Source organism: Thalassospira sp. UBA4513 (assembly GCF_002388495.1).
GTDB lineage: Bacteria > Pseudomonadota > Alphaproteobacteria > Rhodospirillales > Thalassospiraceae > Thalassospira > Thalassospira tepidiphila.
Genome location: NZ_DGMR01000024.1, coordinates 66095 through 84726, shown reverse-complemented (window position 1 = coordinate 84726; position 18632 = coordinate 66095). Strand labels below are relative to the sequence as shown.

Here is an 18632-nt window from a genome sequence, read left to right as displayed (position 1 = left end):
TCCCGACCCCACTCCCCCGAGATCGGCATCTGTGCCCGGCAAAGCAGATTAGATCGGCGAACCAAGTACCTTCTGCAGGATGGCTACCATATCGTCGATATCCTGTTCGGTGCTGACGAAGGCGGGCGCGAAAATGATCGCATCGCCGGTCGCCTTGACGTGCAGGCCTTCGTCAAACAGTGCACGCTGTGCCCAACTGCCTTTTGCACCCGGCGCATCACCGGGGGTCAGTTGGATACCCGACATCATGCCATAGCCGCGAAGATCGCTGACATGGGGCAGGTTGCGCAGGCCAAACACACCATCAAGGAAGTGCGAAGACAATTCGTTGGCACGTTCAAACAGTTTGTCCTTGGCATAGATATCAAGGGCTGCGATCCCGGCGGCACAGGCCACCGGATGGGCGGAATAGGTATAGCCATGGAAGAATTCCGGGCGGTCCGCATCGCCGGCGGCGTCAAAGACAGCCGCCTGAATTTCGGCACTGGTGGCAACGGCACTCATGGGAATAGCGCCGTTGGTCAGTGCCTTGGCCATGGTGATCAGGTCCGGCTTGACTGCGAATGCCTGGGAGGCGAAAGCAGAACCTGTTCGGCCAAAACCGGTAATCACTTCATCAAATACCAGCAGGATGCCGTATTTGTCGCAAATCGCGCGAAGCTTTTCGAGATAGCCTTTGGGCGGCACGATGGTGCCAATCGATCCGGCAATCGGTTCGACAAAGACCGCAGCAATCGTATCGCCGCCATAGGTCTTGCAGATTTCTTCAAGATCGTTGGCCAGATCGGCATCGGTTTCCGGCTGGCCGCGGGTGAATTTTTGTTCTTCGGTCCATGTGTGACGCATATGCACGACATCACAGGTAATCCCGGAAAAATCACGACGGTTATTGACCATGCCTGCAAGCGACGTACCGCCAAGGTTCACCCCGTGATAGCCCCATGCCCGCGATACAAAACGGGTGCGCTGCGCATTGCCGGTCGCACGGTGATAGGCGAGGCACATCTTCATTGCGGTATCAACCGCCTCGGAACCTGATCCGGCAAAGAACACACGATCAAGCCCGTCTGGCAGGATACCGGCCAGCTTTTCGGCAAATTCAAACGACACGGGGGCCGCGCGCTGGAAATGCGGTGAATAATCCAGCGTGCTCAGCTGTTTATAAACCGCATCGGCGATTTCCGGGCGTCCATGCCCGGCCGCACAGCAAAACAGACCCGACGAACCATCCAGAATTTCACGGCCTTCCGGGGTCCAGTATTTCACACCTTCTGCCTTGGCAAACATCTGCGGTTCTTCATGAAACAGACGGTTGTTGGTGAAAGGCATCCAATGGTTGGTCATGTTCGGCTTGACGGACACGTTCATGCTGGCTCCTGTCGGCAAGAGTGTGGGGCGGAAATATTATGCTGCTAGCTAAACCCGTCCCCTCGCATGGCGTTAGTGCCAGAACTCGATAATATTTGGGTCCAGATCGCTATGTGGCTCCATCAAAAGGGACGATGTGGCTCTATTGTCGACGCCATCAGTGGCGTAATTCAGGTCTGTAACAACGAGGAATTCCATGGAACTGATCTTGTCTGGTATGGTTGTCGCGGTTGCCGCCCTGTTTCGTGGCGTCACCGGATTTGGCTTTGCATTGCTGGCAGCACTTGGTCTTTCAAGCTTGCTGGCCCCGGCAACGGCAACGCCAATCATCCTGATCATTGATATTGTACTGACCGGCTTGATCCTGCGTGATTTTGATCGGGCCAAGGTCGACTGGCGGGCCTGTTCGATCCTGCTGAGTTTTGGACTTTTCGGGGCGGTGCTTGGCCCGTATGTCGCCTTTGCACTGGATGATCAGACCATCCGGATTGCCACCAACCTTGCAATTGCGGTGGCGGCACTGGTTGCCATGTTGCACCATCCGCCAAAATGGATGGGACATTTTGTTATCGGGGCACTGCTGGCCTGTTCGGTCGGTATTCTGATGTCGGGATTTGCCGTTGGCGGCCCGTTGGTTGCGGCCTGGCTTTTGGCCGGTGGCACGCAAGATGTCCGGGTGCGCAACACGCTTGCGATTTATTTCGGCGCGGTCGATGTGCTGGGATTTATCACCCGGGCGGCCGCGGGCATGTTGCCCGATGATTTCATCGCACTTGTCTTGCCGCTGCTGGTGATTGCCATGATCGCCTATTTCCCCGGCGAGATGATCTATCGGCGCATGTCGGCAACCACCTGGCGGCGTGTTTGTGCCATCAGCCTCGTTCTTATTGCCATTATCGGTTTCGCGCAGACCATCGCACTTGGTCTGTAAGACATTTACCATCTACTCACACCACCGGAGTTCCCCATGACCAAAACAGCACTCATTACCGGCGCAACTTCTGGCTTTGGCGCGGCAACGGCCCGGCGTTTTGTCAAGGAAGGCTGGAAAGTCATCGTAACCGGCAGGCGTGCCGAACGGCTTGACGCGCTTGTCGATGAACTCGGTGGGGCATCGGTTGCCCATGCACTTTGCTTTGATATTCAGGATGCTGATGCAACCCGGAACGCAATTAACAGCCTTCCGGCCGACTTCGCCGAGATCGATCTTCTGGTTAACAATGCCGGTTTGGCGCTTGGCACCGGTCCGGCACAGGAATGCAATCTGTCAGACTGGATGACGATGATTGATACCAATACCAAGGGGCTGGTCGCCATTACCCGTATCCTGCTTGATAAGCTGATCGAACGAAAAGGGGCGATTGTTAATCTGGCCTCCATCGCATCGAACTGGCCTTATCCGGGCGGGAATGTCTATGGCGCGACCAAGGCGTTCGTTCAGCAATTCTCACTGGGTATTCGCTGTGACCTTGCGGGAACGGGTGTTCGCGTCACCTCGATCGAGCCGGGGCTTTGTGAAAGCGAATTCACGCTGGTCCGTACCGGCGGCAACAAGGAAGCCTATGACAAGCTTTACAGTGGTGCCGATCCGATCCAGCCCGAAGACATCGCCGAAAGCATCTTCTGGGTGGCGAACTTGCCAGCGCATGTGAATGTCAACTCGCTGGAAGTCATGCCGGTCAGCCAAAGCTGGTCGCCATTTGCCATTCATCGCAAGCAGGCTTGACCCGTATTTTGCACATTCGTTGGTGAAGGTAACTTCTGTGTCAGAATGAGCTAACCCTCACCAACGGTTTTGCTTTTCTCTTTCCGCTGAACTAAGCTTTTAAAAAAACAAAAAGCATGTTTCATCGGAGGGACATCATGAGATCGACCGTTCTGGGCGCGTCAGATGGGGCAGCGCCGCCTGCCGGCAATGACGCAAGCCATGGCGGGCCGGGGCCCGAATTTGGGCCGTGGCTTGAAAAGGCATCCATCCTGATCGTCGATGACGAACCGGGCATGCGCAATTTCCTTGTCCGTACCTTGGGGCCACGTGCCAAACGCGTCGAAGAAGCCGCCGACTGCGAAGAAGCCACAGCCCTTCTTGATCAGCACCATTTTGATGTCGTCATCCTTGATAACATCATGCCCGGCAAAAGCGGGGTGGAATGGCTGACCGAACAGCGCGAAATCGGCTTTTTCTCTGACGCCATCCTGATGACGGCCTATGCCGATCTTGATACCGCGATCAAGGCGCTGCGTGCCGGTGCGGTCGACTTTGTCCTGAAGCCATTTCGCTCCAACCAGATTTTGAACGCGGTGGCGCGCTGTCTGGATCGCATGCGGTTGCGCCGTGAAAACCATGTGCTGCGCCACGAATTGCGCGCCACGTCCGATCACGTGTTGCTGCGTGACAAGCTGATAGGCTATTCGCCGCAAATTCAGGAAATCCGTGAAACCATCGCCCGCGTGGCACCCCTTCCGACATCCATTCTGATTTCGGGGGAAAGTGGCACGGGAAAGGAAGTCACCGCACGTTCGTTGCATGCGCTTTCTGATCGCGCTGAAAAGCCGTTTGTGCCGATTAACTGTGCCGCCATTCCGTCTGAGATGATCGAGGCGGAATTGTTTGGTCACGTCAAAGGGGCCTTTACCGGCGCGCAATCCGCACGCGATGGGCTTTTCATGCATGCGCAGGGCGGAACACTGTTTCTGGACGAAGTCGGTGAGTTGTCGTTGGCGACCCAAAGCAAGCTTTTGCGCGCAATTGAGAGCCGCCGTGTCCGCCCGGTAGGCTCAGAACGCGAAGCACCTGTTGATTTGCGCTTTATCTTTGCCACCAATGCCGATCTTGAGGCCGAAGTCGACGCCGGACGTTTCCGCGCTGATCTGTTTTATCGCATCAATGTCATGCATATCGAAATGCCACCGCTTTCGGCCCGCGGGGATGATGTCCTTGAACTGGCGGAGCTGTTTATGACCAAACTGTCCAAGCAGCTTGGCGTGCGTGCTGTGCCCATGGATGCGGCTGTGCGCGCCGGACTGACACGGTATGACTGGCCGGGTAATGTGCGTGAATTGCGCAACCTGATTGAACGGACACTTATTCTTGGCAAGTTCCCGGAGGAATTCCGCGATGAACTTGCCGATCAGGGATCGCCGGTTGACCGTGATGAAACATTGGACGAGATGGAACGTCGTCACATTCTGGCGATGTTGCACAAGACCAGTGGCAATCGCAACGAAGCCGCCAGACGGTTGGGGGTATCGCGCAAGACCATTGATCGAAAATGCGCAAGCTGGGAACAGGAATGACCGACGCGTCATTGTCGGGCGCCACCAAGCCCCCCGCCAAAAGAACAAGATCCGTTCGTTTCAAATTGCTGGCGATTGCGCTTTTGCCAACGCTTGTGATCTTGCCATTGTTGCTTGGCGTGATGATGGTGCGGTGGAATACCAAATTCGACGCACTGCTAACATCAAAGGTCAGTGGCGATCTGACGATTGCCCATCAGTACTTCACGCATATCCTTGAAAATACCGGCGAACAAATCCAGGCACTTGGCCAATCGGTTGCCTTTCGCGAAGTGCTTGCCAACGGTGATGCTGCAGAGGTCGACGGGCTGCTTGCGGAACGCCAAAGCAAGCTTGGCCTTGATTTCCTTTATCTGTCACCCGCGCCGGGTGGCACAGGTTCAGACCAACCCAATGCCGACTGGCCGGTGATTGCCAGTGCCTTGCGCGGGCAATCGATGACCAGCATTGATATTTTCAGCAACAATGACTTGGCGGCGATTTCGCCCGATCTGGCCGAACGCGCCCATCTCGATCTGATTGATACGCCCAATGCCGTGCCCTCGACACGCAATGCCGAAACGCGGGGCATGGTTGTGCATTCGGCAAGTCATGTCGAATTGCCAAACGGGCAAAATGCGGCCTTGGTCGGGGGTATTTTGCTCAACCAGAATTTGGCTTTCATCGATACGATCAACGATCTTGTCTATCGCCAAAGCAGCCTGCCCGAAGGCAGTCAGGGGACGGCGACCCTTTTCCTTGATGATGTGCGGGTCAGCACCAATGTCCGCCTGTTTGCCGATCGTCGCGCCCTTGGTACGCGGGTTTCCAGTGCGGTGCGCAAAACTGTTCTTGAAGATGGCCAAGTCTGGCTTGATCGCGCCTTTGTGGTCAATGACTGGTATATCTCGGCTTATGAGCCGATCAAGGACAGCTATGGCAAACGGGTTGGTATGCTTTATGTCGGGTTTCTTGAAGCCCCGTTTGCCCAGACCAAATATGAAAGCCTGCTGATCCTGATCGGGGCGTTTTTGTTTGTCGCAGCCCTGTCTGTGCCGATCTTCCTGCGCTGGGCACGGGGTATTTTCAAACCGCTTGAACGCATGGCCAATACCATTGGTCGGGTCGAAAACGGCGATCTGTCGGCCAGAACCAATATTGATCAGGTGCAGGACGAGATCGCCCTTGTCGCTGACCATCTTGATGACCTTCTCGATCAGGTGCAGGAACGCGATAAACGCCTGCGCGCCTGGAACGATCAGCTGAACGAACGGGTTGATGCCCGCACCAGCGAGCTGCGCGAAGCCAATCGCCAGCTCGAAGCCACCACCCGGCAATTGATCATGTCCGAAAAGCTTGCGGCCATTGGTGAAATCACCGCCGGTGTCGCGCATGAAATCAATAATCCGGTGGCCGTGCTTCAGGGCAACCTGGATGTTCTCCGTGATTTGTTGGGCGAACATGCCAAATTGGGCGATACCGAATTCCGCCTGATTGATGAACAGGTTAATCGCATCAATCTGATCGTCACCAAGCTCCTGCAATTCGCCAAGCCCGAAGAATATGCCGGATATGTCGAACGCCACAGCGTGGCCGAGGTGATAGACGATTGCATGCCGCTGGTCGCCCATCTGCTTAGCCGGGCCGATATCAATGTTGTGCGCGAACATCATTCAACCCGGCTGGTTCTGATGAACCGGACCGAGTTGCAACAGGTTCTGGTCAATCTGATGGTCAATGCCCTGCATGCCATGTCCGAGCGCGGGACACTGACCCTGACCGATATTGATCAGGACCGCGATGGCCTGCCGGGTATTCTGATCACGGTGCGCGATACCGGATCGGGTATGGATGCCGAGGTGCTGAACCGTATCTTTGATCCGTTCTATACCACCAAACGGCGCGAAGGGACGGGGCTTGGTCTGTCGATTACGAAGACCCTGATTGATCGACAGGGTGGCGGGCTTGAAGTGGAAAGCAAACCCGGAAAGGGCACCACATTCATGATCTGGCTGCCCGAAGCTGATGAGTAGCACGGGTTATTGCAGCCATTCTTTTTTCAGAATGGCATACAAAAAAAGTATTTTCGTATTTGGGTGTGCCGTCCGGGTTGTTAACAAACGAAATAAACTCCTCAAAGCAAGCCTCTTTGCGCATGCCAAGTTTTTCGCAAAGCTTCTGCGATTTGAAATTGTTGTCCTCGACATAGGCATAAAGCCTTCTTGCGTCGCGCTGTGTGAACAGATGCTCAAACAAGGCTTGTGCGCTTTCACTGGCATATCCCTTGCCTTCAACCTTTTCGTTGAAGTTCCAGCCGACGGAATAGGTGTCTGCTTGTTCCGGGCCATCGTGATGAAGCAACAGCTCACCAATTAAGGCTCCTGTTTCTTTCAGGCAGACCGCAAGATACGTCTTATCCTTTGCACGTTTCCGGGCCTTTGCCTTCGCTTGTTCCAGCGTTGTGACTTTGTCATCCATAAAGCAGTTTACGCGCGGGTTGGAAATGTACTCGAATAGTTCTGCGGCATCAGCTTCAACAAAGGGTCTGATGATCAATCTGTCTGTGATGATGTCGCTCATATGCGTCCTTCGCGGGTAAGCGGATGGTAACAGGCTCATCGCCCTTTCTTACTAAAGCGGTACGCGCAATGAAAAGGGTTATCGCAGCGTGATTTTTCAATCCCCCAAAATCCTGTCCAAACCCGGAACGCGCGTTGGGGCATCGCATTGAAATTGCTGCGGTTGCGAGTGGACATTTTGTCCATTTGCACGTTATGCGCGAAAAAAGATGTGGACATTTTGTCCATGCGTGTGCGCTGCAGCAGTCCATTTCAGTTTGGAAGAATGACAGAAAACGGCGCTTGTTATGCAATGGCATGGCGATTGCGATGTTGAGAGTTCCGGATTTAACCGTGTTTGCCCTGCACCATGACCAATTGTGCGACGGGGAAGGGCAAGGAAAATCCAAAGACCGGGAGGACAACATCGCTATGTTTGACAAGCTCAAAAAAGAACACATCGTCGCTGGTGACGATTTCAATCGCTGGAAAGTGCCACCAGCATCCATTGCTATTCATTTGTGTATTGGCTCCGTCTATGCCTGGAGCATCTTCAACCCGCCACTGATCAAGGAATTTGGCGTGGTCAGCGCAAGCTCCGGCGACTGGGGTCTGCAATCCGTTGTCTGGATTTTCTCTGTTGCCATCGTCTTCCTTGGCCTTGCGGCGGCATTTGGCGGCAAATGGCTTGAAGAAGTCGGCCCGCGTATGGTCGGCGTCGTTGCCGCCTTTTGTTGGGGTGGTGGTTTCATCATCGGTGGCCTTGGCATCATGACCCATCAGCTTTGGCTGGTGTATCTCGGCTATGGCGCGCTTGGCGGCTGTGGTCTTGGTCTTGGCTATGTATCGCCGGTATCAACGCTTATTCGCTGGTTCCCGGACCGCCGTGGTATGGCGACCGGCATGGCGATCATGGGCTTTGGCGGCGGTGCGATGATCGCAACCCCGATCAAGGAAGGCCTGCTGTCGGCGTTTTACAAAGTTCCTGATTATCTTGGCCCGGAAAGTGCCGTAAACCTTGTTACCGAGGGCGGCAAACGCATGGCCGAAGTGGGTGGCCAGATGGTTGAAGTCGTGGTCGCAGGTGCCGCACAGGTTGCCTCGGCCCCGGTGCCGATCGAAGAGGGCGTTTATGTTGTCGGAACCGGTAACACCGGTGCGGCTGCGACCTTCTTTACGCTTGGTGTTGCTTATTTCATCGTGATGGTCATTGCGGCATTTTCCTATCGCGTGCCGCGCGAAGGCTGGCTTCCGGCTGGCTGGACGCCGCCGACTGCCGATGCCGCATCCAAACGCATGATCACGCATGCCAACGTTCATATCGATCAGGCGCTTAAAACCCCGCAATTCTATCTGCTGTGGATTGTGCTGTGCTTTAACGTGACGGCGGGCATCGGGGTGATTGGCGTTGCCAAAACCATGATGACCGAAATCTTTGGCACGACCTTGCCGCTGGTTGTGAACTCTGCCTTTGCGGCGACCTATGTGTTCATGATTTCGGTCTTTAACATGTGCGGTCGTTTCTTCTGGGCGTCGATGTCGGATTATATCGGGCGCAAGAACACCTATTACTGCTTCTTCATTCTGGGCATCGCGCTTTATCTGTCGATCCCGTTTGCCGCAGAACAGGTCAGCATCAACCCGGCTGTGACATGGCTTGTCATGTTCTATGCCGCAACCATGATCATCTTCACGATGTATGGCGGTGGCTTTGCAACCATTCCGGCCTATCTTGCCGATATCTTTGGCACCAAATATGTCGGTGGCATCCACGGTCGTCTTCTGACCGCATGGAGCACAGCCGGTGTTCTTGGTCCGCTTGCCATCACCCAGTTGCGTCAGGCCTCGGTCACAAGTTCGATCAAGGATCTGGCCTCAAAGGTGGATCCGGCTGCCTTCCAGGAAAAGTTCGGTGCCGGCATTGCCCAGCTTGACCAACTGGTTGCGGCCAAAACGGTGACCATCGGGCGTCTGATGGAAATCGCCCCGGCAGGGACGGTCGATCCGACCTCGAGCCTCTATAACACCACCATGTATGCCATGGCAGCACTGCTTGCGATTGCGCTGGTTGCCAACAAACTGGTCAGCCCGATCCATGAAAAGCATCACATGGAAACGCAGCAAGCTGGCGGAAGCGAGGCTCCGTCCAAGGCCTAACCTGACCAAGGGCGCTGGCCAACATACCCATGGCCAGCGCCCGTTTTGCCGGTTCCACTTTCCAGCAAAACCGGGCATGAGTGGGACATCATGCCAAAGCGTCAGGGGCAGATCCGGGCTCTGTTCATCCGGCCCGGATCTGCGTTCTGTTGCAGGAATAACCTTTATGCCCGAAGGGGTAATCGGTTATCCTGCAACCAGAACACTTCCCCGCGACGTAGAGTGTTCAGTCAATAATACCGCGACCCGAAAACAGGATCGCGATCACAGCTATAAAAAGCATCCGCCTTGCGATGCCGGATACGCCATGATTGATAAACTCGAAATGTTTATGGTTCTCGCCCGCGAGCAGCATTTTGGCCATGCTGCCGAACATTGCGGCGTGACCCAGCCAACCCTTTCAAGCGCCTTGCGCCAGCTTGAAGATCACCTTGGCGTCGTGCTGGTCAAACGCGGGTCGCGCTATCAAGGGCTGACACCAGAAGGCGAACGGGTTCTGGAATGGGCGCGCCATATTGTCGGCAGTACCCGATCCATGCGCGATGAAATGCGCGCCATGCGCTTTGGCCTGACCGGGCAGGTGCAAATTGCCGTCATTCCGACCGCCCTTGCGATGGTCCATGAACTGACCACGCCGTTTCGCGAAAAGCACCCCGATGTCAGCTTTGCCATCCTGTCGCGAACCTCGGTTGAAATTCAGGCATTGCTTGATGATCTTCGCATTGATGCCGGGATTACCTATCTTGATAACGAACCCCTGGGGCGTGTCACCGCCATTCCACTATATCGGGAACGCTATCATCTGGTGACGTCCAACATGGATGATCTGACCGGGCGTGACACAATCACCTGGCGCGAAGCCGCCAAACTGCCGCTTTGCCTGCTGACGCCTGATATGCAAAACCGCCGCATCATTGATCAGCATCTTGATGCTGTTGGCGCAAAAGTAAGCGCGACGCTTGAAAGCGATTCCATGATTGCGCTGTTCACCCATGTGCAAACCGGCAACTGGGCCAGCATCATGCCGGAAAAAATGGTCGAAAGTTTCGGGATGCGCGATCGGGTCAAATCAATCCCGATCATTGAACCGGATGCGACACACACGGTTGGCCTGATCGCGGCAAAACGCGAACCTGCGACCCCTGTGGTTTCGGCACTTTTGAAAGAAGCCGCCCGAATATCGGAGCTGCAAACCGCTTGATAGGTTTTCGCTATCGCGTAACGGGATGGCTTTATTGAACAGGTCGGGACAATGCCCGACAATGTTCATAATAAACAAGAATTTGATAACATGCTTGAGAGAGAGGCTTGCATGTCGGAAACGACCGAGGACCAGAATGTCCGCGTCGCTGCCATTTGTGATCAATTGATCGCTTTGGAAGGACCGTTATTGCCAATTCTGCACGAGGTGCAGGAAGAATTTGGCTATATCCCCGATGGCGCGCTTCAGACAATTGCCAAGAAGCTAAACCTCAGCCGGGCGGAAGTCCACGGGGTGGCAAGCTTCTATCACGACTTCCGCGAAGAAAAGGCGGGCAAGCATGTCATCAAGATCTGCCGGGCCGAAGCCTGTCAGGCGATGGGCGCTGATGCCCTTGGTGATCAGATCCGTCGTCATTTGAAAGTCGACTGGTCGCAAACCACCGCCGACCGTAAAGTCACTTTGGAACCTGTCTTTTGCCTTGGCCTCTGTGCCTGCGCACCAGCCGCGATGATTGATGGCAAGGTTGTTGGTCGCGTCAATGCGGATCGCATTCTTCAAAAGGTGGGGTCATGAGCATCAAGGTTTACGTTCCACTTGATTCCGGTTCTGTCGCACTGGGGGCCGATGACGTCGCAGCCGCGATTGCCGCCAAGGCATCGAAGGCCGGTTCGGATGTCAAGATCGTGCGCAACGGCTCGTTTGGCATGTATTGGCTGGAACCGATGGTCGAGGTCGAAACCCCGCGCGGGCGGGTCGCCTATGGCCCGGTCAGCACCGATGATATCGACGCATTGTTTGAGGCCGACTTCCTGACTGGCGGCCCACACAAGCTGTATCTTGGCCGTACCCAGGATATCCCGTTTCTTAAAAGCCAGTCGCGCCTGACGTTCCAGCGTTGCGGCATTGTTGATCCGGTATCGCTTGACGATTATCGCGCCAACGATGGCCTTACGGGGCTTGAAAACGCGCTTAAGATGACGGACGCAGAAATCGTCAAGGCCGTCACCGACAGCGGCCTGCGGGGCCGCGGTGGTGCCGGTTTCCCGACGGGCATCAAATGGAATACCGTCCGCGAGGCGTCAGCCGATCAAAAATACATCGTCTGTAATGCCGACGAAGGCGACAGCGGGACCTTTGCCGATCGCATGATCATGGAAGGCGAACCGTTTGTTCTGATCGAAGGCATGATCATTGCCGGTCTCGCCACTGGTGCGACCAAGGGCTATGTCTATACCCGTTCGGAATATCCGACCGCGATTGATGTCATGAACGAGGCGATCAAGGTCGCCCGCGCCGCCGGTGTTCTGGGCGATAACATCCTTGGGTCCGGCAAGGTGTTCGATATGGAAGTCCGCATGGGGGCTGGTGCCTATGTCTGTGGCGAAGAAACATCCCTTCTGAATAGTATGGAAGGCAAGCGCGGTGTTGTCCGTGCCAAGCCGCCATTGCCCGCCCTTGAAGGTTTCCTTGGTCGACCGACTGTCGTCAATAACGTGATTTCGCTGTGCTCTGTGCCAGTCATCCTGGAAAAGGGCCCGGAATATTATCGCGACTATGGCATGGGCCGGTCGCGCGGCACCATCCCGATCCAGATTGCCGGAAACGTCAAACATGGCGGGCTTTATGAAGTCGGCTTTGGTCTGACCCTTGGTGAAATCGTCGAACAGATCGGCGGTGGGACGGCCACAGGGCGTCCGGTCAAGGCGGTTCAGGTCGGTGGTCCTTTGGGGGCCTATTTCCCCAAGGAACTGTTTGATACGCCGTTTGATTACGAAGAATTCGCCAAGCGCGATGGCCTGATCGGCCATGCCGGTGTTGTTGTGTTTGATGACACTGTCGACATGATGAAGCAGGCCCGCTTTGCCATGGAATTCTGTGCAATTGAATCGTGCGGCAAATGTACGCCGTGCCGTATTGGTTCGATCCGTGGCACCGAAGTCGTTGACAAGCTTGAACGCGGTGAACAGCCTGAATTGCAGATCGAGCTGCTGCGTGATCTGTGTGAGACCATGAAGTTCGGCTCGCTGTGCGCACTGGGCGGCTTTACCCCGTACCCGGTCCTGAGTGCACTGACCCATTTCCCTGTTGACTTCAAGCCACGCGCGCTTGATATAGCTGCGGAGTGAAACGATGTCCTTGATCAAAGAAGTTGACTACGGAACCCCCGCCAAGAAATCCGAAAAGACGGTAACCCTGACCATTGATGGCAAGGACATTACCGTGCCCGAAGGTACCTCTGTCATGCGGGCCTCGATGGAGGCCGGCATTCAGGTCCCTAAACTCTGCGCGACCGACATGGTCGATGCGTTCGGATCGTGCCGCCTGTGTCTGGTTGAGGTCGAAGGCCGCAACGGCACCCCGGCATCCTGCACGACGCCGGCCGCTGACGGCATGGTTGTTCATACCCAGACCGAACGGCTTAAGAAAATCCGCAAAGGCGTGATGGAGCTTTATATCTCTGACCATCCGCTCGATTGCCTGACCTGTGCCGCCAATGGCGACTGCGAATTGCAGGACATGGCAGGGGCGGTTGGCCTGCGCGATGTGCGTTATGGCTATGAGGGTGAAAACCACGTTCAGGTCCGCCAGAACGGCGAAGAAAACCCGCGCTACATGGCCAAGGATGAAACCAACCCGTATTTCACCTATGACCCGTCGAAATGCATTGTCTGTTCGCGCTGTGTGCGGGCCTGCGAAGAAGTGCAGGGCACCTTTGCGCTGACCATCGAAGGTCGTGGCTTTGAATCCCGCGTGTCGCCGGGCATGCATGAAAACTTCTTGGATTCCGAATGCGTATCTTGCGGTGCCTGTGTGCAGGCCTGCCCGACCGCAACGCTTCAGGAAAAATCGGTCATTGAAATCGGGCAGCCGGAACATTCAGTCGTTACCACCTGTGCTTATTGCGGGGTGGGTTGCTCGTTCAAGGCGGAAATGCGCGGCGAAGAACTTGTCCGCATGGTCCCCTATAAGGACGGCAAGGCCAACCGGGGGCATTCCTGTGTGAAGGGGCGCTTTGCCTATGGCTATGCCAATCACAAGGACCGCATCCTCAACCCGATGATCCGCGAAAGCGTCGATGAACCCTGGCAGGAAGTCAGCTGGGAAGAAGCCCTTCGCTTTACCGCCGACAAGTTCAAGGGCATTCAGGCCAAATACGGCAAGGGCGCGCTGGGCGGGATTACCTCGTCACGGTGCACGAACGAGGAAACCTTCCTTGTTCAGAAACTGATCCGTGCCGGTTTTGGCAATAACAACGTCGATACCTGCGCGCGTGTTTGCCATTCACCGACCGGGTATGGCCTTAAAACCACGTTTGGTACCTCGGCCGGGACGCAGGATTTTGATTCTGTTGAACATACCGATGTCGTCATCCTGATTGGCGCCAATCCGACCGATGGCCATCCTGTATTTGCCTCGCGCCTGAAAAAACGCCTGCGTCAGGGGGCGAAACTGATCGTCATCGATCCGCGCCGTATTGACCTTGTTCGTTCCCCGCATATCGAGGCGGTCGCCCATATCCCGCTGCGCCCGGGCACCAACGTTGCGGTTTTGACATCGCTTGCCCATGTTATCGTCACCGAAGGCCTGTTTGACGAGGCGTTCGTGCGTGAACGCTGTGACTGGGACGAATTCCAGGATTGGGCAACCTTTGTTTCCGATCCGAAACACAGCCCCGAAGCCATCGCTGAGATGATCGGTGTCGATGCCGAAACCATGCGCAAGGCCGCACGCACCTTTGCCACCGGCGGCAATGGCGCGATCTATTACGGTCTTGGTGTCACCGAACACAGTCAGGGCTCCACCACCGTGATGGCGATTGCCAACCTTGCCATGGCGACCGGCAATATCGGTCGTCCGGGTGTGGGTGTGAACCCGCTGCGTGGTCAGAACAACGTGCAAGGTTCGTGTGATATGGGGTCGTTCCCGCACGAACTTCCGGGCTATCGCCATATTCAGGACAGCGCCACCCGCGATATTTTTGAGGATATCTGGGGTGTCAAACTGGATGACGAACCGGGTCTTCGTATCCCCAATATGCTCGATGCGGCTGTCGAAGGCACATTCAAGGGCATCTATATTCAGGGCGAAGATATCCTTCAGTCTGACCCGGACACCAAACATGTGGCAGCCGGTCTGGCGGCAATGGAATGTGTGGTCGTCCACGACCTGTTCCTCAATGAAACCGCCAACTACGCGCATGTCTTCCTGCCGGGGTCGACCTTCCTTGAAAAGGACGGGACCTTCACCAACGCCGAACGCCGCATTAACCGCGTGCGCAAGGTGATGACGCCGCTTAATGGCTTTGCCGACTGGGAAGTTACCCAGAACCTGGCCCGTGCGATGGGGCTTGACTGGAACTACACCCATCCGTCTCAGGTCATGGACGAAATCGCCAAGACCACGCCAAGCTTTGCCAAAGTCAGCTATGACTTGCTGGAAGAAAAGGGCTCGGTCCAGTGGCCGTGTAATGACAAGGCCCCCGAAGGGACCCCGGTCATGCATATCGATGGCTTTGTTCGTGGCAAGGGCAAGTTTGTGGTCACCGAATATGTTGCAACCGATGAACGGACTGGTCCGCGCTTCCCGCTTCTACTGACGACGGGGCGCATCCTTAGCCAGTATAACGTGGGTGCCCAGACCAGGCGCACGGAAAACACCACCTGGCATAAGGAAGACTTGCTGGAAATCCACCCGCACGATGCCGAACAGCGTGGCATTCGTGAAGGCGACTGGATCCGTCTGGCATCCCGGTCGGGCGAGACATCCCTTCGTGCCACCATTACCGACCGCGTCGCACCGGGGGTGGTTTACACAACCTTCCACCATCCGGGCACACAGGCCAACGTGATCACCACCGACTATACCGACTGGGCGACAAACTGCCCGGAATACAAGGTTACCGCGGTTCAGGTTTCGCCAAGTAATGGCCCGACCGAATGGCAGGTCGAATATGATCGTCAGGCCGAACAGTCACGCCGGATCAAACCGCGCGTCGATGCCGCCGAATAGGATAACGCGCCAGACATTGTGCTATACTCCCTTGGTATGATGTCTGGCACTTCCTGCTTGAATACAAAGTTTACAGTCAAAGAGTGAACCGCAATGGCACCCGACAAACTTGTCTATATGGCCAATCAGATCGCGACCTTCTTCAAATCCCAGCCCGAGGGCGAGGGCGTTGATGGTGTTGCCAACCATATCAGCGATTTCTGGGAACCGCGCATGCGCAAGCAGTTGTTTGACATGATCGCCGAAGGCAAGGCCGACTTCCATCCTTTGGTGATCAAGGCTGCCCCGAAAATCCGGAAGGTCAAGGAAACCGCATGATGGCCAAGCCATCGGAAAATCGCATTCTGGACGGGCGCGACGTTGATCTTGCGCGTGCCGTATCAGGCGATGATGGTAATGATGACGCGCCGATCATGTTGCAGCCGGAAGTCCCGGCTGCTTTGACGTTTAATGGTCAATCGCACGCGGTGATGATGGTATCCCCCCATGACCTTGAAGACTTCATGGTCGGCTTTGCCCTGTCCGAAGGCATTGCCGATGACATTTCCCAGATCACGCTGCGCGACGTGCGCAAGACCCTGCAGGGCTATGTGATCGAGGCTGATCTGCATGACGACGTGTTTGATCGTCTGGCTGATCGTCAGCGCACCCTTGAAGGTCGATCTGGCTGTGGTTTGTGCGGTGTGCAATCGCTTGAAGCCGTCGCCATGGACAAGATCGGGGCGGTCAAGCCATCCAACATGACCCAAGATGTTGTCTTGCGGGCGATTGACGCACTTCCGGAATATCAGACCCGCAATCGCGAAGGCGGCGGGTTGCTACATGCCAGCGCCTTTGTCGATGGTAGCGGTAACATCGTTCTGGTCCGTGAAGATATCGGACGCCACAACGCGCTTGATAAGGTGCTTGGTGCTGTGGCGCGACAGGGGATCGATCCGACCGGCGGGTTCATTCTGATGACCAGTCGTTGCTCCTATGAAATTGTCACCAAGACCGTGCAATTTGGGGTGGGCGGGCTTGTGACCCTTTCGGGCCCGACATTGACGGCGGTGAACCTTGCGCGCAAGGCCGGTTTGACGATGATCTGCCGCGAACGGCGTGGTCTGTTTCGCCGCTTTGCCTGACCTGTAAACGGCTTTTCCCAACTTGTAATTTTCTGATGATCACCTGTTTGCAACACAGGTGTAATTGTACACGTCTGCCTGAACCGCGCTTTCCGGTGTCTTAAGCGCATAATTGGAATTGCCATATCCGCGCATACTTGTTATTCAAGATGTAATTAAATATTACAAGATGGTCCCGCCAGTCAGTCGGATATTTGATCTGCTGCGCGCGGGCCACGGCACGGGGATAAGGAAACCATGGCACTTTCAAAAACTGAATTGCGCGCCGTTTTGTCGGGGATTTCGGGCATTCTTGTCACGCCCTATGATGACAATGGCGATGTCGCGCCCAAGAAGCTCGTGCCGGTGATTGATCGTGCGCTGGCCGCGGGGGTGCATTTTCCGGTTGTGAATGGTAATACCGGCGAATTTTATGCCCTGACCACCGACGAAGCGATCTTGATGGCGAAGTCGGTCGCTGAAATGGTCGATGGTCGTGCGCCGATGCTGGCCGGGATTGGCCGCGGTGTGCGTGATGCCTGTGCGCTTGCCAAGGCATCGGCCGAGGCCGGGGCAGAGGCATTGATGATCCATCAGCCGCCAGACCCGTTTGTCGCCCCGCGCGGTGTTGTGGAATACATCAAACGGATTGCCGATGCGTCCGGTGGTCTGCCGATGATGCTGTATTTGCGTAACGATGCCATTGGCACCAAGGCCATTACGGAACTGTGTGCCGTCGAAGGTGTTGCTGGTGTTAAATGGGCAACGCCAAACCCGATGAAGCTGGCCGAGGCAATTCAGGCCTGCGATCCGGATATCGTCTGGGTCGGGGGGCTTGCGGAAACCTGGGCACCGGCATTTTATGCCGTTGGCGCCCGTGGATTTACATCTGGCCTGATCAATGTCTGGCCGGAACGCTCCATGGCCATTCACGCGGCCCTTGAAGCCGGCGACTATGCCAAGGCGCGCCAGTTGATCGCCGAAATGAAGGCCTTTGAAGAAGTCCGGGCCGAGGAAATGAACGGCACCAACGTAACCGGTGTGAAGGCAGCCCTGAAATTACTGGGTGATGATTGCGGGGCTACGCGCCCGCCGTCCGCCTGGCCGTTGACCGACGCGCAAGCCGAAAAGCTTTCAAGCTTCATGAAGGGAAACGGCCTGATCGGTTAGGTCGCCTAGGGGTAACTGCGCCGTCCTAGAAGAAGGATGGATGGCGTTCGCGGATGGCATCGACGGTGGCAAGGGTTCCCATCAGATGTTCGCGAACGACCTCGCAGGCGGTATCGGCCTCACCCTTGTCAATGCAGGCCAGAATGCGCGCATGGCAATCAAGGATCGATGCCGATTTTCCCGGGTCGGGCAGGTTAAGCTTGCGCAGGCGGTCAATGTGGCCGGACCTGGCTTCAACCACGCCATAGAGTTGGGCAACACCGGCAGCCTCATAGAGCGCGTAATGGAAATCGCGATCAAGCTTGCCAAAGGTATCAAGATCGTTTGCGGCACTGACCGCATTTTGCTGAGCAAGGATGGAGTGCGCTTTGACAGTCAGGGCAGGGTCTTTGGCATTGGCGAGACGGCGGGTGACCTCCAGCTCGACCGAAAGACGCAGGAACTGGGTTTCCAGCGCTTGCTCGACATCGATGCGCGAGACCTCTGTCTTGGATTGCGGGAAGGTGTCAACAAGGCCTTCTTCTTCAAGCTTGAGCAACGCATCACGGACCGGTGTCTGGCTGACCCCGTATTCTTCGGCGATTTCGGCCCGCGACAGGTATTGGCCCGGGGCAAGTTCCAGATCGATGATGCGTTTGCGCAAAGAATCATGGAGCTGCGTACTTGCCGAGCCACGTTTGAGTTTGGGCAGGCGCTTTTTGGCGATCGGTGCGTCTTTCAAAAGGTTTTCGACCATGATGTTCCCGCAATTCATTTCTGGTCACACAATTTGTATACAGGCGTCTT

General features: G+C 55.8%; 15 protein-coding genes. 12 read left to right on the top strand and 3 right to left on the bottom strand.

The window, feature by feature from the left end; translation table 11 throughout:
• Nucleotides 1–48: 48 nt before the first annotated feature.
• On the bottom strand, nt 49–1368 hold the full coding sequence (locus B2T33_RS10040; RefSeq protein WP_286791913.1) for an aminotransferase class III-fold pyridoxal phosphate-dependent enzyme: 1320 nt from the start codon (nt 1366–1368) through the stop codon (nt 49–51).
• A gap of 196 nt (nt 1369–1564) precedes the next feature.
• Between B2T33_RS10040 and B2T33_RS10035 the strand changes: the two genes are divergently transcribed.
• The 4 genes from B2T33_RS10035 to B2T33_RS10020 all read left to right on the top strand — a co-directional run bounded on the left by B2T33_RS10035 (nt 1565) and on the right by B2T33_RS10020 (nt 6677).
• Nucleotides 1565–2299: a TSUP family transporter gene (locus B2T33_RS10035; protein ID WP_197145453.1), complete on the top strand. Its 735-nt coding sequence runs from the start codon at nt 1565–1567 to the stop codon at nt 2297–2299.
• A gap of 36 nt (nt 2300–2335) precedes the next feature.
• On the top strand, nt 2336–3094 hold the full coding sequence (locus B2T33_RS10030; RefSeq protein ID WP_197145452.1) for an SDR family oxidoreductase: 759 nt from the start codon (nt 2336–2338) through the stop codon (nt 3092–3094).
• Nucleotides 3095–3231: 137 nt separating this feature from the next.
• A complete protein-coding gene (locus B2T33_RS10025) occupies nt 3232–4665 on the top strand; it encodes a sigma-54-dependent transcriptional regulator (RefSeq protein WP_197145451.1) in 1434 nt (477 codons plus the stop codon).
• Nucleotides 4662–6677 carry a sensor histidine kinase gene (locus B2T33_RS10020; protein ID WP_286791912.1) on the top strand — a complete coding sequence of 672 codons (2016 nt, stop codon included), beginning with the start codon at nt 4662–4664 and terminating at the stop codon, nt 6675–6677. The genes B2T33_RS10025 and B2T33_RS10020 overlap by 4 nt, the downstream gene beginning before the upstream one ends.
• On the opposite strand, the gene B2T33_RS10015 is transcribed toward B2T33_RS10020, so the two are convergent.
• Entirely contained in the window at nt 6646–7224 is a 579-nt protein-coding gene (locus tag B2T33_RS10015; protein WP_252723954.1) for a GNAT family N-acetyltransferase, read from the bottom strand. The two genes, B2T33_RS10020 and B2T33_RS10015, sit on opposite strands and share 32 nt — an antisense overlap.
• Nucleotides 7225–7634: 410 nt before the next feature.
• Between B2T33_RS10015 and B2T33_RS10010 the strand changes: the two genes are divergently transcribed.
• The 8 genes from B2T33_RS10010 to B2T33_RS09975 all read left to right on the top strand — a co-directional run bounded on the left by B2T33_RS10010 (nt 7635) and on the right by B2T33_RS09975 (nt 17846).
• Nucleotides 7635–9359 carry an OFA family MFS transporter gene (locus tag B2T33_RS10010; protein WP_286791911.1) on the top strand — a complete coding sequence of 575 codons (1725 nt, stop codon included), beginning with the start codon at nt 7635–7637 and terminating at the stop codon, nt 9357–9359.
• 307 nt (nt 9360–9666) lie between these two features.
• A complete protein-coding gene (locus B2T33_RS10005; RefSeq protein WP_286791910.1) occupies nt 9667–10560 on the top strand; it encodes a LysR family transcriptional regulator in 894 nt (297 codons plus the stop codon).
• 111 nt (nt 10561–10671) lie between these two features.
• Nucleotides 10672–11136 (top strand): formate dehydrogenase subunit gamma, encoded by a 465-nt coding sequence (locus B2T33_RS10000; RefSeq protein WP_286791908.1) that lies wholly within the window; start codon nt 10672–10674, stop codon nt 11134–11136.
• Nucleotides 11133–12689, top strand: coding sequence for a formate dehydrogenase beta subunit (locus tag B2T33_RS09995; protein ID WP_286791907.1), 1557 nt, complete (start codon nt 11133–11135; stop codon nt 12687–12689). Before B2T33_RS10000 ends, B2T33_RS09995 begins: the two co-directional genes overlap by 4 nt.
• A 4-nt stretch (nt 12690–12693) precedes the next feature.
• Nucleotides 12694–15573, top strand: a complete 2880-nt coding sequence (gene fdhF / locus B2T33_RS09990; RefSeq protein WP_286791906.1) for a formate dehydrogenase subunit alpha — start codon at nt 12694–12696, stop codon at nt 15571–15573.
• A 93-nt stretch (nt 15574–15666) separates the two neighbouring features.
• Nucleotides 15667–15891: a formate dehydrogenase subunit delta gene (locus B2T33_RS09985; RefSeq protein WP_063090392.1), complete on the top strand. Its 225-nt coding sequence runs from the start codon at nt 15667–15669 to the stop codon at nt 15889–15891.
• On the top strand, nt 15888–16697 hold the full coding sequence (gene fdhD / locus B2T33_RS09980) for a formate dehydrogenase accessory sulfurtransferase FdhD (protein ID WP_286791905.1): 810 nt from the start codon (nt 15888–15890) through the stop codon (nt 16695–16697). Before B2T33_RS09985 ends, fdhD begins: the two co-directional genes overlap by 4 nt.
• A 237-nt stretch (nt 16698–16934) precedes the next feature.
• Nucleotides 16935–17846 (top strand): dihydrodipicolinate synthase family protein, encoded by a 912-nt coding sequence (locus B2T33_RS09975; RefSeq protein ID WP_286791904.1) that lies wholly within the window; start codon nt 16935–16937, stop codon nt 17844–17846.
• 25 nt (nt 17847–17871) lie between these two features.
• Here the strand turns inward: B2T33_RS09975 and B2T33_RS09970 are convergent, their stop codons facing one another.
• Complete coding sequence (locus tag B2T33_RS09970; RefSeq protein WP_286791903.1) at nt 17872–18600, bottom strand: GntR family transcriptional regulator; 729 nt, start codon at nt 18598–18600, stop codon at nt 17872–17874.
• Nucleotides 18601–18632 lie beyond the last annotated feature (32 nt).